The 22,444-nt window shown below is 48.0% G+C and carries 25 protein-coding genes, 1 other RNA gene and 1 pseudogene; 11 read left to right on the forward strand and 16 right to left on the reverse strand.

Features of this window, described 5'->3' with window-relative positions; genetic code table 11:
* Positions 1 to 248 precede the first annotated feature (248 nt).
* Entirely contained in the window at positions 249 to 875 is a 627-nt protein-coding gene (locus P0078_RS16035; protein ID WP_282930933.1) for a transglycosylase SLT domain-containing protein, read from the reverse strand.
* Positions 876 to 892: 17 nt separating this feature from the next.
* A complete protein-coding gene (gene rpiA / locus P0078_RS16040) occupies positions 893 to 1,564 on the reverse strand; it encodes a ribose-5-phosphate isomerase RpiA (RefSeq protein ID WP_282930934.1) in 672 nt (223 codons plus the stop codon).
* A gap of 207 nt (positions 1,565 to 1,771) precedes the next feature.
* Here rpiA and ilvA point away from each other — a divergent pair.
* Together ilvA and P0078_RS16050 are read left to right on the forward strand one after the other, a co-directional pair.
* A pseudogene (gene ilvA / locus P0078_RS16045) lies at positions 1,772 to 3,289 on the forward strand (threonine ammonia-lyase, biosynthetic); the annotation flags it as partial.
* Between the two features lie 244 nt (positions 3,290 to 3,533).
* On the forward strand, positions 3,534 to 3,671 hold the full coding sequence (locus P0078_RS16050) for a hypothetical protein (RefSeq protein ID WP_192879435.1): 138 nt from the start codon (positions 3,534 to 3,536) through the stop codon (positions 3,669 to 3,671).
* Positions 3,672 to 3,763: 92 nt separating this feature from the next.
* Here P0078_RS16050 and P0078_RS16055 read toward each other — a convergent pair whose 3' ends face one another.
* From P0078_RS16055 to P0078_RS16070, 4 genes are all read right to left on the reverse strand, one after another.
* Positions 3,764 to 4,342 (reverse strand): 5-formyltetrahydrofolate cyclo-ligase, encoded by a 579-nt coding sequence (locus tag P0078_RS16055; protein WP_282930936.1) that lies wholly within the window; start codon positions 4,340 to 4,342, stop codon positions 3,764 to 3,766.
* 28 nt (positions 4,343 to 4,370) lie between these two features.
* A non-coding RNA gene (ssrS, locus tag P0078_RS16060) (6S RNA) lies at positions 4,371 to 4,551 on the reverse strand.
* Between the two features lie 84 nt (positions 4,552 to 4,635).
* Positions 4,636 to 4,965 (reverse strand): cell division protein ZapA, encoded by a 330-nt coding sequence (locus tag P0078_RS16065; RefSeq protein WP_282930937.1) that lies wholly within the window; start codon positions 4,963 to 4,965, stop codon positions 4,636 to 4,638.
* The gene (locus P0078_RS16070; RefSeq protein WP_108734784.1) at positions 4,965 to 5,168 is read right to left on the reverse strand and encodes a TIGR02449 family protein; all 204 of its coding nucleotides are present in this window, start codon (positions 5,166 to 5,168) and stop codon (positions 4,965 to 4,967) included. The genes P0078_RS16065 and P0078_RS16070 overlap by 1 nt, the downstream gene beginning before the upstream one ends.
* 208 nt (positions 5,169 to 5,376) lie before the next feature.
* Here P0078_RS16070 and P0078_RS16075 point away from each other — a divergent pair, with 208 nt between their 5' ends.
* From P0078_RS16075 to gcvH, 8 genes are all read left to right on the forward strand, one after another.
* Positions 5,377 to 5,931: a UPF0149 family protein gene (locus tag P0078_RS16075; RefSeq protein WP_282930938.1), complete on the forward strand. Its 555-nt coding sequence runs from the start codon at positions 5,377 to 5,379 to the stop codon at positions 5,929 to 5,931.
* A complete protein-coding gene (gene pepP, locus P0078_RS16080; protein ID WP_282930939.1) occupies positions 5,931 to 7,283 on the forward strand; it encodes a Xaa-Pro aminopeptidase in 1,353 nt (450 codons plus the stop codon). The genes P0078_RS16075 and pepP overlap by 1 nt, the downstream gene beginning before the upstream one ends.
* A gap of 64 nt (positions 7,284 to 7,347) precedes the next feature.
* Entirely contained in the window at positions 7,348 to 8,586 is a 1,239-nt protein-coding gene (locus tag P0078_RS16085) for an FAD-dependent monooxygenase (RefSeq protein WP_282930940.1), read from the forward strand.
* A gap of 50 nt (positions 8,587 to 8,636) precedes the next feature.
* A complete protein-coding gene (locus P0078_RS16090; protein ID WP_282930941.1) occupies positions 8,637 to 9,875 on the forward strand; it encodes a UbiH/UbiF/VisC/COQ6 family ubiquinone biosynthesis hydroxylase in 1,239 nt (412 codons plus the stop codon).
* Between the two features lie 50 nt (positions 9,876 to 9,925).
* Positions 9,926 to 10,894, forward strand: coding sequence for a rhomboid family intramembrane serine protease (locus P0078_RS16095; protein WP_282930942.1), 969 nt, complete (start codon positions 9,926 to 9,928; stop codon positions 10,892 to 10,894).
* Positions 10,891 to 12,006 carry a CNNM domain-containing protein gene (locus P0078_RS16100; protein WP_282930943.1) on the forward strand — a complete coding sequence of 372 codons (1,116 nt, stop codon included), beginning with the start codon at positions 10,891 to 10,893 and terminating at the stop codon, positions 12,004 to 12,006. Before P0078_RS16095 ends, P0078_RS16100 begins: the two co-directional genes overlap by 4 nt.
* A gap of 268 nt (positions 12,007 to 12,274) precedes the next feature.
* The gene (gene gcvT / locus P0078_RS16105; protein WP_282930944.1) at positions 12,275 to 13,363 is read left to right on the forward strand and encodes a glycine cleavage system aminomethyltransferase GcvT; all 1,089 of its coding nucleotides are present in this window, start codon (positions 12,275 to 12,277) and stop codon (positions 13,361 to 13,363) included.
* 66 nt (positions 13,364 to 13,429) lie between these two features.
* On the forward strand, positions 13,430 to 13,816 hold the full coding sequence (gene gcvH, locus P0078_RS16110; RefSeq protein ID WP_282930945.1) for a glycine cleavage system protein GcvH: 387 nt from the start codon (positions 13,430 to 13,432) through the stop codon (positions 13,814 to 13,816).
* Positions 13,817 to 13,908: 92 nt separating this feature from the next.
* Here gcvH and P0078_RS16115 read toward each other — a convergent pair whose 3' ends face one another.
* The 6 genes from P0078_RS16115 to P0078_RS16140 all read right to left on the reverse strand — a co-directional run bounded on the left by P0078_RS16115 (position 13,909) and on the right by P0078_RS16140 (position 17,504).
* Complete coding sequence (locus P0078_RS16115; protein WP_282930946.1) at positions 13,909 to 14,568, reverse strand: hypothetical protein; 660 nt, start codon at positions 14,566 to 14,568, stop codon at positions 13,909 to 13,911.
* 223 nt (positions 14,569 to 14,791) lie between these two features.
* Entirely contained in the window at positions 14,792 to 15,556 is a 765-nt protein-coding gene (locus P0078_RS16120; RefSeq protein ID WP_282930947.1) for a tRNA(His) guanylyltransferase Thg1 family protein, read from the reverse strand.
* Positions 15,543 to 15,992: an AAA family ATPase gene (locus P0078_RS16125; RefSeq protein ID WP_282930948.1), complete on the reverse strand. Its 450-nt coding sequence runs from the start codon at positions 15,990 to 15,992 to the stop codon at positions 15,543 to 15,545. The genes P0078_RS16120 and P0078_RS16125 overlap by 14 nt, the downstream gene beginning before the upstream one ends.
* Before the next feature lie 56 nt (positions 15,993 to 16,048).
* Entirely contained in the window at positions 16,049 to 16,645 is a 597-nt protein-coding gene (locus P0078_RS16130; protein WP_282930949.1) for an alpha/beta fold hydrolase, read from the reverse strand.
* Complete coding sequence (locus tag P0078_RS16135) at positions 16,639 to 17,001, reverse strand: hypothetical protein (protein WP_282930950.1); 363 nt, start codon at positions 16,999 to 17,001, stop codon at positions 16,639 to 16,641. The genes P0078_RS16130 and P0078_RS16135 overlap by 7 nt, the downstream gene beginning before the upstream one ends.
* Positions 17,002 to 17,231: 230 nt before the next feature.
* Positions 17,232 to 17,504, reverse strand: coding sequence for a hypothetical protein (locus P0078_RS16140; protein WP_282930951.1), 273 nt, complete (start codon positions 17,502 to 17,504; stop codon positions 17,232 to 17,234).
* A 1,546-nt stretch (positions 17,505 to 19,050) separates the two neighbouring features.
* On the opposite strand from P0078_RS16140, the gene csrA reads away from it, so the two are divergent.
* Entirely contained in the window at positions 19,051 to 19,239 is a 189-nt protein-coding gene (csrA, locus tag P0078_RS16145) for a carbon storage regulator CsrA (protein ID WP_282930952.1), read from the forward strand.
* A gap of 107 nt (positions 19,240 to 19,346) precedes the next feature.
* Here csrA and P0078_RS16150 read toward each other — a convergent pair whose 3' ends face one another.
* The 4 genes from P0078_RS16150 to P0078_RS16165 form a co-directional block, all read right to left on the reverse strand.
* On the reverse strand, positions 19,347 to 19,691 hold the full coding sequence (locus P0078_RS16150; protein ID WP_282930953.1) for a hypothetical protein: 345 nt from the start codon (positions 19,689 to 19,691) through the stop codon (positions 19,347 to 19,349).
* A 114-nt stretch (positions 19,692 to 19,805) separates the two neighbouring features.
* Positions 19,806 to 20,606 carry an MBL fold metallo-hydrolase gene (locus P0078_RS16155; RefSeq protein ID WP_282930954.1) on the reverse strand — a complete coding sequence of 267 codons (801 nt, stop codon included), beginning with the start codon at positions 20,604 to 20,606 and terminating at the stop codon, positions 19,806 to 19,808.
* 229 nt (positions 20,607 to 20,835) lie between these two features.
* A complete protein-coding gene (locus P0078_RS16160; RefSeq protein WP_282930955.1) occupies positions 20,836 to 21,675 on the reverse strand; it encodes a hypothetical protein in 840 nt (279 codons plus the stop codon).
* Between the two features lie 250 nt (positions 21,676 to 21,925).
* Positions 21,926 to 22,354 carry a hypothetical protein gene (locus tag P0078_RS16165; RefSeq protein WP_282930956.1) on the reverse strand — a complete coding sequence of 143 codons (429 nt, stop codon included), beginning with the start codon at positions 22,352 to 22,354 and terminating at the stop codon, positions 21,926 to 21,928.
* Between the last annotated feature and the right edge of the window lie 90 nt (positions 22,355 to 22,444).

The raw sequence follows: 22,444 nt of genomic DNA on the forward strand, positions 1-22,444 counted from the left end.
GCTGTAAATTTATGCTTGTGGCGGCGCTTTAGTGACCTGTACCAAGTCTAAAGCGGGTAGCTATTAGTCTTCAGCGTAGTCAGTTTCTGGCGCCTTGTAGCGCCTTTTTCCGCCAGCAAGGAGAATTTTTCCTGGAGTGGTTGTGAGGTCATAAAATTTAGTGAGCGGCTGCCGCCGCTCATAATGCAAGAAAACTGCACCGGATTTAAACCGAGGTGGGCCTTGCGACTAACGGTCGTTGTGATCAGCTAGAAAATCCAGAGAAATTTCTTGCGTTTTTTCAGCGACTGTTCGCAGCTATTGAGTTGTTGCTGATATTTTTGCGCCCTGGCAGATACCTTGTGGGATACATTCTTTAGCCAGGCTTTATTCTGGAAAGTGCGCCGATTAAAACCACCGTGCCCCTCGTGGTAGGCGAGGTAAAGGCTGTAGGTGTCATTGGCGCGTATCTGGCACTGGCGTGCACTGGTGTTGTTATACCAGCCGATAAAATCGATGGCGTCGCCAAAATCATCCCGATCGGCACCGTAGTTAAAGGAAGACCTTTGGTAGTGACGCCAAGTGGTCCCCAGAGCCTGGGGATAACCGTAGGCATCGGACGGCCTCGGGCCGGGGATAAAGCCCAGGATCTTGGTGCGCGGGGGCTTGGCATCATGCACAAAACGGGATTCCTGGTGCATGATTGCCATCATCACAGCAATCGGAGAGCCCCATTTTTCCTCCGCGTCTTTTGCCTCGCCGTACCACTTCTTTTTTTCCTGGAAAATAGAGCAGACGTTGTCGAGATTACTTGGAGGCGCGGTTGCACAGCCGCTGCTCAGTGCAACAGCACTGAGCAAAACCAGCAGTCCGCATTTTTTATTTTTTTTGTGCATAACTATTTACGACATGTTTAAACGGTAATGGTCTTCACTCCGGCACTGGTGCCAAGCAGTAAAATATCGGCGGAGCGCTTGGCAAAGATACCGTTGGTCACCACACCAGTAATGTTATTGATGGTTTCTTCAAGGACAGTGGGGTGTTCGATACGCAGATTGTATACATCGAGAATGGCATTGCCATTATCTGTGATCACACCTTGACGATAAACCGGATCACCGCCGAGTTTAACCAGTTCTCGGGCAACCAGCGAGCGCGCCATGGGGATAACTTCAACCGGTAGGGGAAATTCTCCCAGGACTTTTACCCACTTGCTCTCATCGGCAATGCAGATAAATTCTTCAGAGCAGGCCGCTACGATTTTCTCTCTAGTCAATGCAGCACCACCACCTTTGATCATTTCAAGGGCGGGGTTTACTTCATCGGCACCGTCCACATAGAACTGGATGCTGTCGACGGCATTAAGTTCATAAACGGGAATGCCGTGAGACTTGAGGCGCTGTGCGGAGGCTTCAGAACTGGCCACAGTACCGTCAAAGGTACCTTTGATCTCCGCCAGGTAATCGATAAAGAAGTTAGCGGTGGAACCGGTACCTACGCCGACAATGGAATTGTCCTCCAGGCGCGGGGCGATATAGTCGATAGCGGCGCGTGCTGTCGCCTGTTTCAATTCATCCTGGGTCATACTCTGGATAGTTTCCTTTGCAATTATTTCGCATTAATTTGTATCTGACGATAAAAAAAAGCGCGTCTGGTTGTTTTTTGTGGCAAATATGCTTCTCAAGGCTTAGACTGTCATGCCGGTGCTGCGCTGCACACAGGGCCTATGTAACCCTGCTATTAGTCTACGCTGAGTCGCGCACAGTAATTAACCGCTACGGCCGTCAAACACGTCATGCCCAAGTCCTATATCAAGCGCATTTTAGACGCACGTATTTACGATGTCGCTACCGAGACGCCATTGGAGCAAATGCGCCAACTCTCCCATCGCTTTAACAACCGGATTCTGTTGAAGCGCGAAGATCTGCAGCCGGTGTTTTCCTTCAAGATTCGAGGGGCATACAACAAGCTCCTGCAGTTGCCCGCCGAGGAGCGGGCCCGGGGAGTGATCGCTGCATCGGCGGGCAACCATGCCCAGGGGCTTGCCCTGAGCGCAGCTCAAATGGGAGTACGCGCGACTATAGTGATGCCCAAAACCACCCCGCAAATTAAGGTGAGTGCTGTGCGCATGCGCGGTGCCGAAGTCGTGCTACATGGGGATACCTTTGATGAAGCAGCGGCGAGGGCTCGGGAGCTGGTTGAAGAGCGGGGGCTGGTATTTATCCACCCCTACGATGACCCCGATGTGATCGCCGGCCAGGGCACCGTGGCTATGGAGATGTTACGCCAGCACTCGGGCAATCTGGACGCGGTGTTTATTCCGGTCGGAGGGGGTGGTTTAGCCGCAGGCATGGCCGCCTATATCAAATATGTACGTCCGGAAACCAAAGTGTACGGTGTAGAGCCACAGGATGCTGCCTGTCTGGAGGCCGCGCTGAAAGCCGGCGAGCGCGCTCGGCTAGCGGAGGTGGGCTTGTTTGCCGATGGTGTTGCCGTTGCACAAATCGGTGAGGAGACCTTCCGGGTTCTGCGCGAAACCGTGGATGGGGTTATCACTGTAAGTACCGATGAAATCTGTGCGGCCATTAAGGATATATTCGAGGATACACGCTCTATCGCTGAGCCGGCTGGAGCCGTTGGCTTGGCGGGGTTGAAGAAATATTTGGAACAACACGACAATCGCAACGGCACCTTCGCCACAGTGTGTAGTGGAGCCAATATTAATTTTGATCGCCTGCGCTACATTAGCGAGCGCACTGAGATCGGTGAAAAGCGCGAGGCGGTTCTCGCGGTAAAAATTGCTGAGCAACCGGGAAGTTATCTGCAGTTCTGTCGGGATTTAGGGGACCGTTCAATCACTGAGTTTAACTATCGTTTTGCCAGTGATAACGAAGCGCATATCTTTGTGGGTCTGCAGGTGGTATCTGAGGAAGACCGCAGCCAATTGGTTAGTCAGCTTGAGTCCAAAGATTATCAGGTTACCGATCTCACCGATAACGAAATGGCGAAACTGCATATTCGCCATTTAGTGGGAGGTAGAGTACCGGGCTTGCCCGATGAGGTCATTTATCGCTTTGAATTTCCCGAGCGTCCGGGGGCCTTGCGCAAGTTCCTCGAGCATCTTGCCGGGCGCTGGAATATAACCCTGTTTCACTATCGCAACCACGGGGCAGCTTATGGGCGGGTTTTGGTTGGGTTACAGGTAGAGCCGGCTGCGCGGGGCGAGTTGCAGGCACTGCTACATCAGCTTCACTTTCGTTTTTGGGACGAAACGGAGAACCCGGCTTATCGCTTATTTTTGGGCGCTTAAACCATCTCTTTCGGTTACCTGAGAAAGGCGTCTCATTTATTGAAAGGTGTATAGACTGCAAATCCTGTTTTGTCGAACTTGCTTGTCTAATTTTGAGACAAAAAACTCATAAAATATCCAATAAACGGTTACTATTACGCCGCTTCTTGAGTATTGTCTATTCGCGTGGAACTTTTGCTGTGGCTTTGGTCATAAGCGGGGCGAAACGCATATAAAAACAAAATTATCGTACAGGATGGTCCCAATGAAAGCCGATGCGCTGACAATCGCTGTGGTTGTCTTTGTCGCGGGCGTTCTGTTGAGTACCAGTGGTTTATCTGAGGTATTTTCTTCCGAAGCTGAACCGCCGGCTGCTCTGCAACAGGGAGTGGTTACCCGTTAGGCTGATGCCGGGGGGCGCTCTGCCCACGAGCAAACACAAAAAAAGCCGGACACCCAGGTGTCCGGCTTTTTTTGTGCTCCGCCAATCACTTTTTAGCGGCAGCGATAAATCCTTTGCTCAGTCACCACCATATCCAGTGGAATATCCCAATTGTCCGTGGGTAAGTTATCCACACACTGTAGATGGTGCGCTGCGCCAATAAGTTGTGGCCCCGTGCCTGGAAATAACTGTTTGCGCTCAAAAGTACGGTCGTAGAAACCGGCCCCCATTCCCAGGCGTGCTCCACCGGGATCGAAGGCGACGAGGGGAACTAAAACCAGATCCAGGAGCTTGGGAGCGCGGTAAGTCGTGCGCACTGGCTCCGGAATGCGATAGCGATTGCGAAAAGCCAGGGGTTCGCCTTGCCAACGCCTGAACCGGAGGTGGGGGTGTGGTTCTGCCGGCAGCTGTGGCAAATAAAAATGTTTTTGTGGAAAACGTTGCAGCAGGTAGCGGACATCCAGCTCGCCATCAGTCGGCCAATAGATACCGACATGCGCTGCTCGATTCATTTGTGGGATACGGCTCAGGAGAGTGATGGCTGCACGGCCATGCAAACGCTGTTGATAGGCGCTGAGTTCCCGTCGCCCCGCGCGCATACGGCGGCGCAGTTGCGTTTTGGTTTCAGTCATTGTGGGAAGAGAAGAGCGTGAAGAAATAGGGTACCCCGAGTGTGCGGCTGTAGACGGAGCCTTGAACCGTAAGGTTCAAGGTGGTGGGATCCGGAGTACATAAGGCTTTCCGCTACAAGGCGGACTTGCACACCAGCACTCGCTGGAAACCACCGGGGTAAGATTATCGGCTCAAGGACATAGTCTGCTGGCCAACACCCCAGGGTATGAACCAATTATAACTTGTAGAGCGGGGGCTGTTAACCAGAAATTTAGATGAAATGACCAGTAGCAGAAAGTGGCTTCTTGTCACCTTACTCCTGAAGTTTTTCTTCCGAGTCTATTTCGCCCAGTGCGTTTTGCACCTTATCAGTAAGTCGCTCCAACATTTCCTCTTGCAGGGGAATGGAGCTGAGCTCAGCTTTCGCCTGGATAAGCTCGTGAGCAATATTAAGCGCTGCCATTACGGCGATACGCTCTAAGCCGATGACAGTACCCGTTGCGCGGATGCGGGACATGCGTTCGTGTAGCAGGTGTGCCGAAGCCTGTAGTCCGGCGCGCTCGCTTTCCGCGCAGGCGACACGGTACTCTTTATCGAGAATAGAAACAGTTACAGTTTCGGAGGGTGATGCGGTTTCAGACATCAGGTATCTTGCGTTAGCCCCTTAAGACGGTTAATCATAGCTTCTACCCGCGAGCGGGCGGCCTCGTTATTTTTTATCAGGCGCTGGCGTTCACGCAGCCAGTCGGCTTCCTGCCGGCGTAATTCACGATTGTCATCCGCCAATTGTTGACAGCGGGCAATGAGTGAATCCACGGTGCTTTCTAGCGCTTGCAGCTTATCCATATTTCCTGCATTTGAGGTCGACGTCTGAGTTCGCAACACGACAGACTGCGAGGGATTCCGCTACTATATTGCCGGCGTATTGGTGGGTCAATCGCTGCACCTGCGCGGACAATCACAAAATTGTCTCTTAATGCCTCAAATTCCCGGTTTGGCACCAGTGTGACGGCCGGATTGAAAAGCCTAATTTACAAAAAGCTGTACGGTAACCATGACTTCTGAAGCTAGCCGATTTGAACTCCTCGCCAACGCCATTCTCTCAGCTGGGGGGCAGGCTGACCCCAGTGAATTGCACGGTTTTATCTGTGGCATTTTGGCGGCGGGCGAGCGACCGGACAAACAGCGTTGGCAGAATGAGCTGGCCGGATTGCTCGATGTGGAAGCGGTGCCGGCAGATCTCAATCGGGATTTTTTCCAGCTGACTGAGGAAAGCCACAAGCAGCTCGACGGCTCTAACTTCGATTTTCAGTTGGTGCTGTGCGATGACGAAGATGTTGTCTCCCGCGCTCTGGCGCTGGGTCATTGGTGCGATGGGTTCCTGCACGGCTTTGGTGTCGGCGGGGCCCGGGAAAAATTGATGCCCACCAGTGACGAAGCTTTAAAAGATATAAGTGCCATCGCCCAATTGGATGCCGAACATGTTGAAGAGGGTGAGGAGACGGAGCTGCAACTGGTGGAACTGCAGGAATACGTGCGAGTAGCCGTACTCAATATATTTACTGAGGTAAGGGGTAAGGACTCCAATAGCGAGCCCACCATTCACTGATGTCTAAGACCCCGAAAACCACAGCGGGAATCAGTCGATCTGAGTACGCCCGCCGACGCAACAGCCTGATGGCAGAATTGCCCGCAGGTAGTTTGGCAATCGTGTCATCTGCTGGGGAGCAACTGCGTTCCCGGGATACTTATTTTCCGTTTCGCCAGGACAGTGATTTTTTGTATCTCACTGGGTTTGATGAACCGGAAGCGCTGCTGGTTTTGGTGCCGGGACGAACACAGGGAGAAACCTTGTTGTTCTGTCGCGAGCGCGATGCGGAAAAAGAAAAGTGGGATGGCCCGCGCCTGGGGCCGGAGCGCGCGATGCAGCAGTGCGGCTTGAACGATGCATTTCCCATCGGTGATCTCGATGATATTTTGCCGGGGCTGCTAGAAGGGCGCGAGCTGCTCTATTTCCCCATGGGCCGCTACGCCCATTTGGATAAGCGACTCCGCAATTACCTGGAGCGGATTACCGCAGCGCCGGATACCGGGGGTGCACCGGAAATGGTCGACCTCGATTACCAGTTGCGGGAAATGCGACTGATTAAGTCAGCCCAGGAAATTCGCTTAATGGAGCAGGCGGCCAAAATCAGTGCCGAGGCACACAGCCGGGCTATGACCCGATGCCAGCCGGGCCTTTACGAATACCAGCTAGAGGCTGCCCTCCTGCATACCTTTGTCGACTCCGGAGCCCGGGAAACAGCCTATCCCACTATCGTTGGGGGTGGTGGCAATGCGTTGGTGATGCATTATTGCAGTAACAATGCCCAGTTGCGCGATGGGGACTTGGTGCTGGTGGATGCGGGGTGTGAGTACCGTGGTTATGTGGCCGATATTACTCGCACCTATCCGGTTAATGGTTCATTTAGCGGACCGCAGCGCGCACTTTATGAGATCGTTTTGGCGGCACAGCAAGCGGCGATTGAACAGGTTTCAGTGGGCAATCACTGGGACCATCCCCACGCTGCCAGTGTTGAGATAATCACTCAGGGGTTGGTCGATTTAGGACTGTTGCGAGGCGACACCCAGGGGTTGATAGAGTCTGGCGCTTATCGGCAGTTTTATATGCACCGGGTTGGCCATTGGCTGGGCATGGATGTGCACGATGTGGGTGATTATCGCATTCATGGAGCTTGGCGCCAGCTGGAAGCCGGAATGGTAATGACGGTCGAACCCGGAATTTATGTCCCGGAGGACGATGAGAGTATTCCCGCAGAATTTCGCGGGATCGGGATTCGAATTGAAGATGATGTCGCACTTACCAATAGAGGGCCTCAGATCCTCTCAGCAGCGGCTCCAAAAGCGATTGAAGATATTGAATACACCATGCTTCACGGGCGGGACTTACTGACCCGTTAGAAGTGATTGTTGGATTGTTCGGCCAATAATATTTCAATGCCGAATAATCAAAGGGGGAATTGGGATGGGTGAGTCGGCGCGTAAAGTAGATGTGGCCATTGTCGGTGGCGGTATGGCGGGAGCCAGCCTGGCATTGATGTTGTCACATTTTTGTCCTCAACTCAGTGTGGCGCTCCTGGAGCAGAGAGCACTGCCGGATGCCGCTGCCAGTATTCAGTTGCCGAGTTTCGACACGCGAGCCACAGCCATTGCCGCAGGCAGCTTGCAGTTGTTTGCGGAGCTTGGACTCTGGCCTGCTCTGCAAGCCTATAGCGCCCCGATTGATCGTATTCATGTGAGTGACCGGGGGCATGCATTTGGCGCCGCCCTCTCGACCCGTGAGGGACAGGGAGTCAACTTTGAGGGCATTCTGGGTGCAGTGATAGAAAATGCAGCGCTGGGCCCGATTCTCCACAGTGCACTGACTAGCACTTCCACCCAATTATTAGCGCCGGCGCAGGTTACTGACATTAACATGACCTCTGCGGGCGCAAACCTGTTGTGGCGATCCGGTGAGAATTCCCCCGATGAGGCACTGTCCTGCGGATTGGTGGTCGTTGCCGATGGGGTGAACTCTCCCCTTTGCCGCCAGCTGGGAATAGAAATCAGCTCGGTTAAGTACCCTCAGAGAGCGCTGGTCGCTACGGTCGCTCTGCAACAGCCTCACCAAGGTGTGGCTTACGAGCGCTTCACCCGAATGGGGCCCATGGCACTTTTACCGCTGCCAGATAGAGAAGGGCAGCACCGCGCGGCACTAGTGTGGGCTTGCGAGGAAGCAGAAGCTGAGCGTGTCGGTGTAATGCCTGAGGCTGAACGCCTGAAAAAACTGCAGCAGGTATTTGGCTGGCGTGCCGGACGTTTTATTAAGGTTGGAGCCGTTCAGGGGTATCCACTGAGTTTATCTATCGCCCAGGAACAGTGGCGCCGTAATGTGGTGTTGATGGGCAATTGCGCCCACTTTCTGCACCCAGTAGCAGGGCAGGGTTTTAACCTGACTCTGCGGGACTGTTATGGATTGGCACAAGCGCTGTCGACAGTGACGTCGGATACATTGCCAGGGCGGCTCGATTTCCTGCAGAAATACGGAGAAATGCGCCAGCTGGACCAGCAATTGACGATTGGATTCAGTGACCGTATTCCCACACTGTTTTCCTCTTCCGGTTGGCTGCAACAGGGAATTCGTCAGTTGGGAATGCTCGGCCTTACAATGGTCCCGCCGCTGCGCCGGGAGTTTGTCAGTCAAGCGGCGGGATTTGGGCTTTAAAAGGTGCAGGGTCGGGGACGGCTGCTGCTACTTCAGCGGAATTGGCTTTTATGAACAGACATCGTTTGGATTTTGCCATTGTGGGTGCGGGCATGGTGGGCATGGCCCAGGCAGCGCTGCTGGCAGTTCGGCACCCGGGCATGCGTCTGGCCTTGCTGGAGGCGTCCCCGGAGACAACGCCGCAATTGTCACCGCAGTATGAACCCCGCGTGGTGGCTCTGACACAGGCCTCCCGCGAGCTGCTCGAAGAGGTGGGAGCCTGGGATGATATTGCCAGCCGCCGCGCCTGCCCCTATGTGGAAATGCGGGTTTGGGATGCAGATGGAACCGGCTCAGTAAGCTTTAACAGCCGCGATGTGCAGCTGCCGAATCTCGGTCATATCGTCGAGAATAATGTCATTGTCGCCGCGTTAAGAGCACGGCTGGAAACCCTGCCCAACGTGGAGTTGGTCAATGGTTTTCGCCTGGAGAGCTGGTGGCGCGACTGCGGACTCTGGCATTTACAGCCTCGCGGTGAAGACCGCTTAAATGAAGAGGATGGCCTGCGCGAGCAACCTGAGATAGTGCGTACCCGCCTGTTAATCGGTGCCGATGGCGCCCGCTCTAAAGTGCGGGACTTACTGCATATCCGCTCCCAGGATACCGATTACCATCAAACTGCGTTGGTGTGTGTCGCGCGCAGTGAGAAATCTCACCGTCACACCGCTTGGCAGCGTTTTTTACAAACGGGTCCACTGGCATTTTTACCTCTCGCGGGGTTGGGGGATGACAATCACTGCGCCGTGGTTTGGTCTGCGGATGAAGAGCTGGCGCAAGAGCTATTGATGCTGGATGACCAGGCCTTTGCCCTGAACCTGGAAAAAGCCTTTGAGAGCCGTTTGGGCAAAGTGGAATCCGTCAGTGAGCGCTTTTCCTTCCCCCTGCGCGCGCGCCATGCGGAACGTTATCGCGGCCCTGGCGCTGTATTGGTGGGAGACGCCGCCCACAGTATCCACCCCCTCGCGGGCCAGGGTGTAAATCTTGGGCTGCAGGATGTGCGGGTGTTGGCAGATGAAATTGACCGCGCTATGGCGCGCGGCCTGGAGCCCTCTCACTCTTCAGTGTTGGCCCGCTACGAACGCCGCCGTCGCGGCGACAACGCCGCCACTATGAAAGCGATGAGCGCCTTTAAGTCTTTGTTCGGTGCTGGTGATGTGCACTGGCGCTGGCTGCGTAACACTGGGTTGAGCATGGTAGATGCCAGCCCCATGTTAAAGAAGCGGATTATTATGCGGGCTATGGCTGTTTAGTTGTAGCTCGGATTTTGACTCAGATTCTATTAGAAAAAAGGTTGTGATAAGTGAGCCAATGGATAACCGTTTATTCTTTCCCGATGGAGAAAGAATTGACGGAATTAGCCCGTTTTATACAAAGTCACGGTTTGCCAGTACGAATTATTGAAAAAGGCAAACAACAATGCGTAATCGCCGAAGATACTAAATTGGCGGAACTCTTAAGGCCACTGATTAGTCACTGGGATACTGAAAAAATAGATCTTGATTTTTATTTTTCTCAGTTGATCCGGGATTTGGAAATTAATGAAGTGGATTCAGAGTTAAATGAATCTGAAGGCAAGGAGAGTAGCGAGCCAGATTCTGAAAGGGGTGAGAGGACTTACTATATACCAAGCTTCCCTCTGGATAGTACCCCTTTCACTTTTCTGTTAATTGCTCTTTGTTTTCTGGGGTGGTTTTTATTCACTAGTAGCTTGGCGGGCTTGCTTTTAATTACTCCTGACCCGGCTGGCACTAGCGTTGGTCAGTCAACATTGGCCAAGCACTTGCAGGAAGGTGAGTATTGGAGGTTGTGGAGCCCTGCAATTGTACATTTTTCATTCTTGCAGGCCCTTATGAATGCTTTAGCCTTATGGATTTTAGCCCGGCCAATTGAAGTTCGAGGAGGGGCCTCAGTTTTAATTGCGTTGGTGGTGCTTGGAGGGCTTGTGGCAAACCTCACACAGTTCTTGTGGGCTCCACAGTCCTATTTTGCCGGCATGTCGGGAGTAATTTACACACTTGTTGGTTTTGCTTTGGTAGTTCAGCGTTGGCAACCTGCTTGGCAGGATATTCCTAGGAGTATTTTACTCGTAATGACTGCTTGGCTTGTTCTAAGTGCGTTGGGGATATTTGGTTTCATTTTGGGGGTTAATTTTGCCAACCCAGCAAATGTTGGAGGGCTACTCAGTGGATTGCTGAGTGGACTGATTTATTGCGCAATAGGTGGAGCGCGAAACTTTTATTCTGGTGATATTTACGCTCGAGAATTATGATTTTACTGATAACCTACATTTTTATTGCCCTTGGCTTTTCTTTTCTGTGCTCGATAGCCGAGTCGGTTATTCTCAGCGTAACAACGCCATACGTGCGCCTAATGGAGCGGGAGGGGCATAAAGCGGGGTCTTTGCTGCGCAAATTAAAATCCGATATTAATGCCCCCCTGGCCGCTATCCTCACCCTGAATACCGTCGCGCACACAGCGGGTGCTGCAGGTGCCGGTGCCCAGGCAGCAGCGGTTTTTGGCAATGAATACCTGGGTATCGCATCAGCGATCCTGACTCTGTTGATCCTGGTTTTTTCTGAAATTATCCCCAAGACACTGGGAGCCGTGTACTGGCGCCAACTGGCCCCCACTACCGCTTATGTATTGCGCGGCCTGGTTTGGTTACTCCACCCGTTTGTAAAAATGTCCGAGTGGTTGACCAAAGGCCTGTCCCACGGCCCAACCCTGACGGGCTTTAGCCGCGATGAGTTCGCCATTATGGCGGAAATTGGCGAGGCCGAAGGGCAGTTGGAGCAGCGGGAGTCCAGTATCCTGCGCAACCTGTTCTTCACTCTGCGGGACCACTCCGTGCGCGAGGTGATGACTCCCCGCACGGTGGTCTTCTCCCTGCCGCAGGACATCACTGTGGAAGAGGCCTACGAGGATGCAGAGAAAGGGCGTTTCTCCCGTATCCCGGTCTATGAAAATCGCGACCCGGATTGTGTGGTGGGTTTTGTATTGCGGCAGGAGCTACTGCTGGCCTACGCCAAAGGCGAACACCAGAAAACTCTGGCGGATTTTCGCCGTGAAATGTTGATCCTGCCGGAAACAGCCACTATCTACCAAGCGTTCCAGAAAATGCTGTCCCGCCGCGTGCAGATTAGTGCGGTTATGGATGAATATGGCAGTCTCGAGGGCTTGGTGACCCTGGAGGATCTGCTGGAGACCCTGCTCGGCGAAGAAATTGTCGATGAGGCAGATAAAACACCCGACCGCCAGGAGCTGGCTAAGCGTTTGTGGCGCTGGAGATCGAAGAAGTACGGCCTCAAAGTCGACGAATCCGCAAACACAGAAGAGAACGCGGAAGAGGCTGGTCAAGGGCGCGACCGGGGCAGCGACTGATAAGAGCTTCATTGGTTAAAAAGTGATCACTTCTACGCTAGCCCAACACAGTGGGTATTGGGTATTGCCCGATTCCATAACTCGGGCGAAAGCAGGATAGAGCGCCAGCGGAATCTTTGACGGCCTCTGTGAATCTGGACAGGTTTTACTACCAATGCCTGCTAGGCTTGCAGAGCATATATATTGCCGCGCCTGCCCCGCTGGCAAGGCCGGTACCCAAGCCGCTAGAATACGCCGCTTCGGAACCTGACGGACTGAGATTTTAAAAATGGGAAATAGAACTCCTCTGTATGACACGCATGTCGCTATGGGCGGCAAAATGGTGGATTTCGGTGGATGGGACATGCCGCTGCACTACGGTTCGCAGCTGGATGAGCACAACAAGGTGCGCACCGATGCGGGGATGTTCGATGTCTCCCATATGACCGTGGTCGACGTAGATGGCGCCCAAGCCCGCGACTACCTGCGCTACCTGCTGGCCAATGATGTGGCCAAGCTGGATGGCAACCCGGGTAAGGCCCTTTACACCGGCATGCTCAATGACAAAGGCGGTGTGATTGACGACCTGATCGTCTACCTGCGCGATCCCGGCTATCGAGTGGTTGTTAACTGTGCAACTCGCGAGAAAGACCTGGCGTGGATGCGCAAGCAGGCAGAGTCCTTTGATGTGACCCTGACTGAGTGCCCGGATGTAGCGATGGTCGCTATCCAGGGCCCCAATGCCATCGAGAAAACCAAAGAGGTTTTGGGCATTGATTGGACTGCCGCGATAGACGCACTGAAAGTTTTCCAAAGTGTTGCCCGAGGTGGCTGGTTTGTAGCGCGCACCGGTTACACCGGTGAAGATGGCCTGGAAATTATGTTGCCGGGCGAAGACGCCAGTGGTTTCTGGCGCGCCCTGGCCGAAGCGGGCGTTTCCCCTTGTGGACTGGGTGCACGCGACACCCTGCGCCTGGAAGCGGGTATGAACCTGTACGGGCATGAGATGGACGATGAGACCTCTCCGCTGGTTGCCAACATGGCCTGGACGGTTGCCTGGGCACCGGAGAGCCGCAACTTTATCGGCCGTGGTGTTCTGGAGCAGGAAAAAGCCGATGGCATCAAGCACAAGCTTGTAGGCCTGGTGCTGGAAGAGCGCGGTGTATTGCGCGCAGGTCAACCGGTAGTGGTAGACGATAGTGATGACCGGGGTATCATTACCAGCGGCACTTTCTCCCCCACACTGGGTTACTCTATCGCCTTGGCGCGAGTTCCGGTGAGTGTTGGTGATACCGCACAGGTGGAAATCCGCAAGAAACTGCAGCCAGTCAAGGTGGTTAAGCCCTGCTTCGTACGCAACGGCAAGTCAGTTATTTAAGCGTCGCCCAGAGGTGTACGCGTCACTAAGACAATAAACTTAGATGCTTAATCAAGGGATAACAGCATGAGCGAAATCCGCAATGAATTGAAATACCTCTCCAGCCACGAGTGGGCACGCCTGGAAGAGGACGGCACCGTAACCATCGGCATCAGCGATCACGCTCAAGATGCCCTGGGTGATGTGGTTTACGTTGAGACTCCAGAAGTGGGCACCAACCTGGCTGCTGGTGACGAGGCAGGTGTAGTTGAATCCGTTAAAGCTGCCAGCGATATCTACTCCCCGGTTTCCGGTGAAGTCGTTGCTGTCAATGAAGCTCTGGAAGAAGCTCCGGAAACTGTAAACTCCTCTCCTTACGACGATGGCTGGTTCTTCCGCATCAAGCCCTCCGACGTGAGCGAGCTGGACAATATGCTGGATGCAGACACATATCGTTCAGAGTCTGAAGACTAATAGAGCGAATGTGCTGAAAAGCATATTAAAAAAAGGCTGTGGCTAATCCCCACAGCCTTTTTTGTTTTATAAGCGCCTAAATCAATTTCCGCTTATTGATCAAACGATACTGCGTTGCGAACTTCCTCATCATTCACAATCTGATCTAGCTGAGCTTTATAGGCCCGCAAGATATTGTTTTGTGGAGATTCACTAGCCTGCTCATCAACGACATCCCTTTCAGCAATATTCTTGGCAAGTAACTTCCCTTCTTCCAGGTTGTATACGAGGATGTCGGTATTCGTGTCGAAGTTGAATGCTGAAACCCAGTTCAAGTTAACACTGAAATACCACTCATTAAGCACAAGACTAATCATTTTTTCGGTGTTATTTTCTTCCATCAAGGCTTTGATGGCTTCATCACTCGGCACTTCATCTAAATCTACTGCTGTGGTATTCCAGCCGGTTTCATTCAAGCCGTGAGTCAATCGGCTTTGTAGAAACTGAGCAAGATTCTTTTCTTTATCTCCCGGCTCTGTAGCTAACACCTGATTAACATGCCAATCAACCGGGATACCAAATGAAACGTGGGCTTTACCTATAAAGTTCTTATCTTTCCCTTCTTGAACACGTTTGCGCTGATCAATAACAGAAATTAAAACAGGCTCTTTAGTTGTGTACTCTGCTTTTGCGGACTGCTCCTGTAGCGGAATAGGTGAAACACAGGCAGTGATCATTGTAACTAGTGCGAGAAGCGCTATCTTTTTTAGCACGATTTCATTCCTTGTTTTATATGCGATGGTTCATCATTGCGCACAAACTTCTAGTGAGTTTTAAATAAATGAGCGCCTTTATAGTGTATCACTGGGGCCAATTAATCCTTTAGATTTGTTTTTAAAGAATTTGGTACAATAGAACCAGCGTTATTGATTTTAAAAAATAAACTTGGGTCTTTCATCTTCTAAAGCTATCTATAACCAGAAAGGCCGCATTTGCTTATATGATTTCAGGAACAAAAGCACTAACAAAATTACTGTATTGGTTCTTCATCGGAAGATTGAGATCAACTTTCAGTCGGTTGCGACATGCTTTAACTGCCTCACCTGTGATGGGATTAAGTGCGTCTTTTTCGTAAGACTCCCAATAAATTCCTATTCCTCTTTTTTGCCAGTTCGGAAGGTCATTGAAGTTGATTCCCTTTTGGAAGAGGAATTCATTTTTATGAATTACTGACATTTTTGTAAATGTAGCAGCAGACTCTTCGGGAGATAAGCCTTCCTTGCGTAGGCTCCAGTAGCAGTGGGCATTCAGAGCGTTCCTGTGAGCATCCTCATTCCTCCAGCGGAAATAATCGATGACAAGCTGCCGATGGGGCAGCTGGCAAATACGGCAATCAAAAGCCCCAATGTCGCCTAGAAGTAAACTAAATTTTGCACTCGCCTCTCCTGCGAGGATTGAATTTAGTTTTCGCTCCTTCCTCTCGAAAGTATTCTCATTCAAATCAAGAAGTAGTGATATTTCATCGCTTTGTGTATATCCATAAAGAACCTTAAATCCACATTGCATCAGGTGCTTAACGGTTTCGATCATCATATCTCGAAATTTGGAGTCATAAGGTGCTTCAAAGCTATGTTTATCCTTAGTTAGTGTTGTAAAACAACGACCATCAATTCGAGCAACGATATATATACCAGGTAAAACACTATGATCATGCGCGGTTTCATATACACGCATTTTCTTATCTAACTCATTGAACTTCATTTTTCCACTCTTCTACTGTGAAATCCCCGTTTTTCATTGTTACATAATATAACTTGTCAAAGCCTTCTGTATATTCTGGTAGTTCCAGCTTGTTGTATGTCCCTTTTAGCCCAACGTCTGGTATTCGCTCTTTGCCCTTTCTGGAGGCATTTCTCTGAATACACTCAGTCAAGTTTGATGAAAAATAATACCCAATGACTTCAAAGCGGTGCTCTTTAAGGCCATTAATATACTTTTCCCGCTCTGCTTTCGTTGGATTTGTGTTGTCAATCACAACTGGCTGCTTAGATTCCAAGCAAGCATTGAAGAGAATATTCTCTCTATGCCGCGTTCTAAGCATATCCATATTCAGGCGGAGATGGCTTTTATAAAAGTTATTAAGATAAAAAGAGGATTTTCCGCTGGCTTGTAAGCCAATGAATATAACACCATTCATGGTTCGTCGCTCCGTTTAATAGATGATTAAATGCTAAGCCGGTTATGCCGAAATCGTCATCTTGATAGCTTGCCGAACCAGTGAACCAACTCCCGACTTTCATTGTCACCAATTATTGACATACTTGGGTGGTTTCGGTCATCAACTTTTACAATCGAAACACCATTCGATGCTAGATTGCTATAGCTTCTGTGTGGAGCAATAGGATCTGAAGATGATCCAAAAATAATTATAGGTACACTAGAAGATGCAATAATTGGTTTAATGTCCGTCTGCTCAGGAGTGATATCAGCTCTAACTAAACTATCTAATGCTCCTTGCTTGATGCTTTCCTCTGAAAAAAGCATTGTCATACTCGGAAAGTTAGCTTTAATATAATTTAAAACTGCGTCATCAAATCGAAGCATTGGAGCTTGTAGAATTATTCCATCAATGTCATTTCTTAAAGTAGAAATGTGCATTGCAGTTGTGCCACCCATAGAGTTACCATCAATATACAGGGGGCTATTTGCATATTTGTTGATGATATCGTTGACTATTTTACTATCACCAACACCGTATTCTTTATCCTCATCAGACTCACCATGCCCTAATAAGTCAGGGACTATAACTCTAAAACCTAACATCCTGAAGTACAGAGCCGAGTTCAGCATAAACTCTTTAGATGCCCTAAAACCGTGTATAAGAACAACTGTTCCTGAATGTAATTCAGGTAGTGAGTTTTTGAAATATCTAAACTGACAGTACTTTCCGCACCGCTAAATGATTCTAGAGAAACTGTATGGCGAAGTTTCTTGTTTTCAAGTGGCTCCCCTAGAAGGTAGTTTGTGCATACTTTATGCTCTGTAGAGCAATACCTGTTGTTTTTAAACCCATAAGTTTCAATAGTATCGAAAGAAACAATCTCTTTAAAATCAAAGCTATTAGACCGCTCAATATATTCTGTAACTACTGTGGAACAGCCAATAGCTATGCTGCTCACAAATACTAATATCAATTTCTTAATCATAATCTTTAATGATATAGGGAAAGATAATACTCTTACCTGTTACACTTGATGCCAAAGCTCAATAGATTGTGTGGTTGGGCCTTCTCCCCACCTTATAGTGATATTACCCCTACTGAGCACAGATGGAGCATTAATAAAGATAACCACTTTATCAGATTGTGCTGTGCACGCGCTTTCACCACAACTTATAATTAAAGCGGTACATGCTATAAGAACTAGAAATTTAAGTTTTACAAATTTACGTAACAATTAAGTTTGGACCCTATTGCTAATAAAAATACATCTATTGACAAAATCTCAGTGCCGGTTGAACTAGTATCTAAGACACTATTTACACTTACTTCTGATTTTTCAAAATTAAATACAAGGTCATAAACATTTCCATTAAACTCTCTAAAAGCTATCGATGGGTTAAGCTTGGCTTCTTCAACAGTCGCTTCAATACGCCCAATCAAGCGCTCGGAGAGTTCTTCACGAATAAAGTTTTCTAGTAATACACCCATTGTTAGGCCTTTCCGCTAATTAGGTTCCACCTCTGTATTAAACCAAGCGAATAGGTTAAGCCGAGAATTAAACATATGCCTGAGCTGGTTAGCCAGAAAGTTAGCGAATTATCTGGGAAGGCTGGCATTATGAAATAAAAACCCAGCGCACGAGCCAAAAATATCGTTGAGATTAGTATCAGGCCAAGCCGAATCAGCGGTAACCTAACAATTAAACCCGCCCCAGAAAAAGCGTAGCTAGCCCAAAGCAGTAGAACGGCTGAAATTACGCTAGTTACAATAGTTGGGTAAGGGTGGCCACTTTCTGCTAGTTGAGCCATATGCTCACCGGCACCGAGAAACCGATACCAATCACCGCCAAATACTATACACCCGATATGAACTAAAGCAGCGAACACTGTGAGTATCCCTGCTACCTGCAAATAGTTAATTCTCTGACTGACCATTTACTCTCCTTGGCTGGTCTATTCGTATATTCGAAAGTGGACGAAATCATATCATTTATCAGCATGCCCAGAGAATGGAAAATGACTCAAATCAGGGAAAGATACCCACTAATAAACTAACCAGTATCGATTGAATAAAATTCCAGTGGCCATATCACGCGTACAGTATATTCGCTTTGAGTCCTCTTTTAGAAAATACAAAAACCGTTATAAATCAGTGGTTTAGGATGGTTGGTGCAGTATTTTTAATATCAGAATGTATGATAAGTAGCACCCAGCCAAAACAGACGGCTTAAGAAGAGTAATTAATGAGTTTTCAGGGGCATTGAACGTGTAAATAGGTACGATCATGCAGGATACCCCCTAAATTCCTGGCGGAATATCAGAGTGCCAATACCAATGGGTAAGCACATAAAATCCACGGCAATATATCCAATACTTAGAAGATACTTAGCCTTTCTCTTTTGAAATGAGGAGTACGTTTACGTATTTATTTTTGGTTGTCTTGTGCCTTGAGGTTCTAACGTAAAGGCCATTAAAGATTGCCAATACGATTGGCCATTTTCTACATAAGCCGATATTTTCCAAGGCGGTAACTTACAAAAAATAGGCACAAAAATGATCTTATTGAAATTTATTAAGTTTGTTTCAGTGTCAAATCTGCGTAAAATCGATGGACATTTATTGGTATTTTGGTCGTAAATAGGACGCTTTTTGAAGGCCTATAACCAAAGAAACTCAATAGAATAAGATTTTTATAAAAGATCCACCCTCTCAAAGGAGAACGGTAGCGTGACGTAAGAGTAAGTAAAAGGCGCTGACCCAAGGTGCGGGAACACCTGGGGCCAGCTAACCAAATTGATACAGAGACTATCAAGATGGCTATATGGATCATACGCTAGAAACCCGCTCGTCTTCAATAAAGTGGAGTACATCCAGCGGCTTGGAGAGACTCCCCAAGCTCTGGCAGCGCTGCGTCCGCCTCTTCTTCTTCTATGCCTATCGTTCTCGTGCTCCTCCTGCGTTCTTCAACAGATTAGTTTCTCAGCCGTCCATCAATAAAAAGTCTACCCATGGCTTGAAAAGCAGAGAATAGAAATATGTTGATCTTAAAGCGTAGAACTGGTGAAAACCTAAGGATCGGAGCCAATGTCTCAATCACAGTATTGGAAGTTAAGGGAAATCAGGTAAAGATAGGAATACAAGCTCCCAGATCACTTCCAGTTCACCGTGAAGAAATTTACATGCGAGTCCAGAAGGGAAGGGTGCAGGGGAATAGAAGCTGTTGAGAACTTGGCCCTAATTGTGGAACATCCAAAGCATTGGCATCAAAACCTCAGCAGAGCTGCGGTCTTGGTGCCAGGTGCCAGGTGCCAGGTGCCGTTGCTAGTGACGTCTATTCACCCGATGGTACCACTTGATAAATACCGGCCTCATCTAGTAAATCGCCATTGGACATCATATAAGCAAAAATTAACATAGATAAGATAACTACAGCTAAATGAACCTTCGTTGCTGAATTGGCGTACTTAGAAAGATAACCCAGGCCATTTTTTTCGTCTGAAGTGGCTGCAATGGCGAATGGTAATAATACAACTATTGCTAGTCCAGCTAAGAAGAAGTATGAAAGATATTCCTCATAATAATAAGGGAACCATGACTCATAGAAAGCTGTAAAAGTAAGATAATATGCAGCAAGTGCAAGTAGGAGTGTAATGGTAAAAATAAATAGTTTCTTCAAATCAAATACCAAGACATTCAAGAGAGCGTAGGCTCTTGTACTTAACAAGTTTTACAGTGAAGGGTTCTTCCTCATAAGAATAATAACAAAAGAAGGGTGCTAAAGCTCACCCTATCAATGAGCTTGTTGCAAACTCTCTTCATTATCTATCACGGAGATTGTTCTCTCTATGAATCTTTTGTAAGCCTTTTCAGGTATAAATGTGGCTTTATCGCTCGCGTTGAATTTCTGCAAAATACTCTTTAATTGTGTATCCGCCATTATTTTCTCTAGATCTGATTCTTTATGGTAAAGTTCTCGAACTCTATTTATCCATGCAAAAGTATTTTCTCTAAATTCAATTAGGGATGATTTATTGGCAGTGACACCATGTCCGGGTATGATTAAGCTTTGATCATCACCCATATTTAAAATAGTATCAATTGCGTTGCTGAAGCCTTTAATTCCACCAGCATAAAATGTGGGGTGCCAGCTAGTATCAAAAATGTCACCAACAAATATTGCGTTACTCTCCTTATGATAAAATATATTGTCAATCGATGAATGAGACTCAACTCTAATGTGAGTAAACCCTTCTAGAGGAATGTCACCCTTTAGAAGCTTTCCACCTTTACCTTCAAAATACTTATTGCCCCCAGTGTGATCAGAGTGTGAATGTGTATTTAAGATAAAAATAACAGGCTTATTGTAGATCGACTGAATTACTTGGTCTAATTCACCCAGATGATTATCTCCCGGCATCGGATCAATTAATATCAAGCCATTTTCTACGGCTATTAAACCGATATTAGTACCATACTCTTTCCCGCTTAAGATATATAATTTTTTAGATATCTTCATCTTAACTATACCTGATGAAGCAGTGGGGCTGATAAGTATAAATATTATTGAAAGCAGAACTTTAAAAATATTCAAAGCTAATCCTTTTACATTTCAGTCAAATTTCATCGATATGTTAAACGCCGTAAGAAATGATAATCACCTATTGTGGGCTTAGATTCCAAAATTTTTCTTACCTTACGTAATTTAGATGTACCTCCGTGTTAGGTCTAAACCTGACTATACAGGGTATCTACTAACCGTGGGTAAGTCTTACACTATAACTCCTATAGCAGGACCGGTCGGAGCAACCTGCCTGTTTTTGTTAAGCATTTTGTGCGAGCTCTTTGATGTGGTCTAACTTTACCGGAAAGAACCCGTAAATAGTAATGTCCGCTTCGTACTCTAGTTGATTTTCTGAGACGAACTCTAGTGTGGGCATGAGATCAGTCAAAATTGGCTTTATAAAATTTGGCTTCGTCATAAGCATTTGCTCCACAAGGCTAATAAAGCAGTTTGCCGCATCTGGAGCATCGAACTGCTCGAAATCACCTTTCTCAATAAATTGTTTAAAACCAAGCATATAGTATTGAAATGGTTTAATTGGCATAAAGCTAAGTTCGGAAGCCCGTTCAAGAACACACCGGCGAAAATCTAACTGAACTTGATCGTTCGTTTTTCCAGCAAAAATTCTGTGTGCATATTCAGAATCGAGGTCATCCCGGTAATTTCCCCAATCGCTTTCCGATGGTACATTCATAGTTCGTGTGCCTCTATTTGTTAGGCATTTCCTGCTCCAATTTGTGAGCCAAGTATGAGACAAGCTTATTTGCCTCCTAAAGTGATATTCCATTTTTTTGGCTGGGTAGATATAGAAGTTGAAATCGCCAAATGGGTTAACACCTAAGATACTTGAGTCTGGTCGCCACATCATGATTAGAAAGTGTGGATCTGTCGGATGTGTACGTGCAACTTGTAATTTGAATCCATACGTATCTGAAAATGGGCGAAGCACCGATTCAAGAGCTTCTGGTGACGGAACTGTAATCGAAAATTTGCCTTCTGCAATAGGTATACCCTCGTACGCGTCGTAATCAAAGACTTGTTTATAGCACCCTGTGAGGATGATCATTACAAAAACGAAGACTATTGTATTTCGAAACATAATGATGCCTAACGAGGGTGTAGAAAAACTCAGTCCTATTTCCGTATTGTGCTTGTATGTGAAAAATAGCTTACTCATCAGTGAAAGCTAAATCAGAGTTCACGTAGAACCACTATCTGTGGTTAATATTTGGCTCTCCCTGGAGGGGCATAGATGTACATTAATTTTTCTACCGCCTGAACGCCTTTAGCAGTAGCAGAATGTAGTGAGGCCCAGCCAGCTTTTTGCATGGTGATGCTGGCCAAACTTGTTATGAGTTTACTGGCCATATAATTGTTTTGTTGTCCGCCTTAAATAGATAGCTACACTGCATTTGTGTAAGGTAATTATAGTCAAACCAAAACATTATACCCAAACCATCGTGAATTAAGCATTTATGATTTGGAAGTTCTTCGGAAGACCAGTCTTCTAGCTTTGCTATTTCTCCAGTATCTTTAGCAATTAACCTTGAAACTTCTTCGACTCCTAAACCGAAGAGTTGCTTTTTAAATAATGAATAACCAGCTCCCATAACTGTTATTGTACCCAAACGAAAGTCATCATCATTATTGAAGGTAAAAGTTAAATTTCTAAGCGAATACCATAATTCTCTATGCCAATCACCGTTGCCCTCAACATACTCGGATTCGTCAATTCGATCTGGCTTACCGAAGAAAGAAATAATTTCTTTCTCTACCATGCCGTACCTAATTTCACCTATTCCAATACCCGGTAATATGTTCATTATCTAGTAGTCATAACAGTAAGCTTTGGGAGCCGCTGTGAAGCG

The organism is Microbulbifer sp. VAAF005 (genome assembly GCF_030012985.1).
Classification (GTDB): Bacteria; Pseudomonadota; Gammaproteobacteria; order Pseudomonadales; family Cellvibrionaceae; genus Microbulbifer.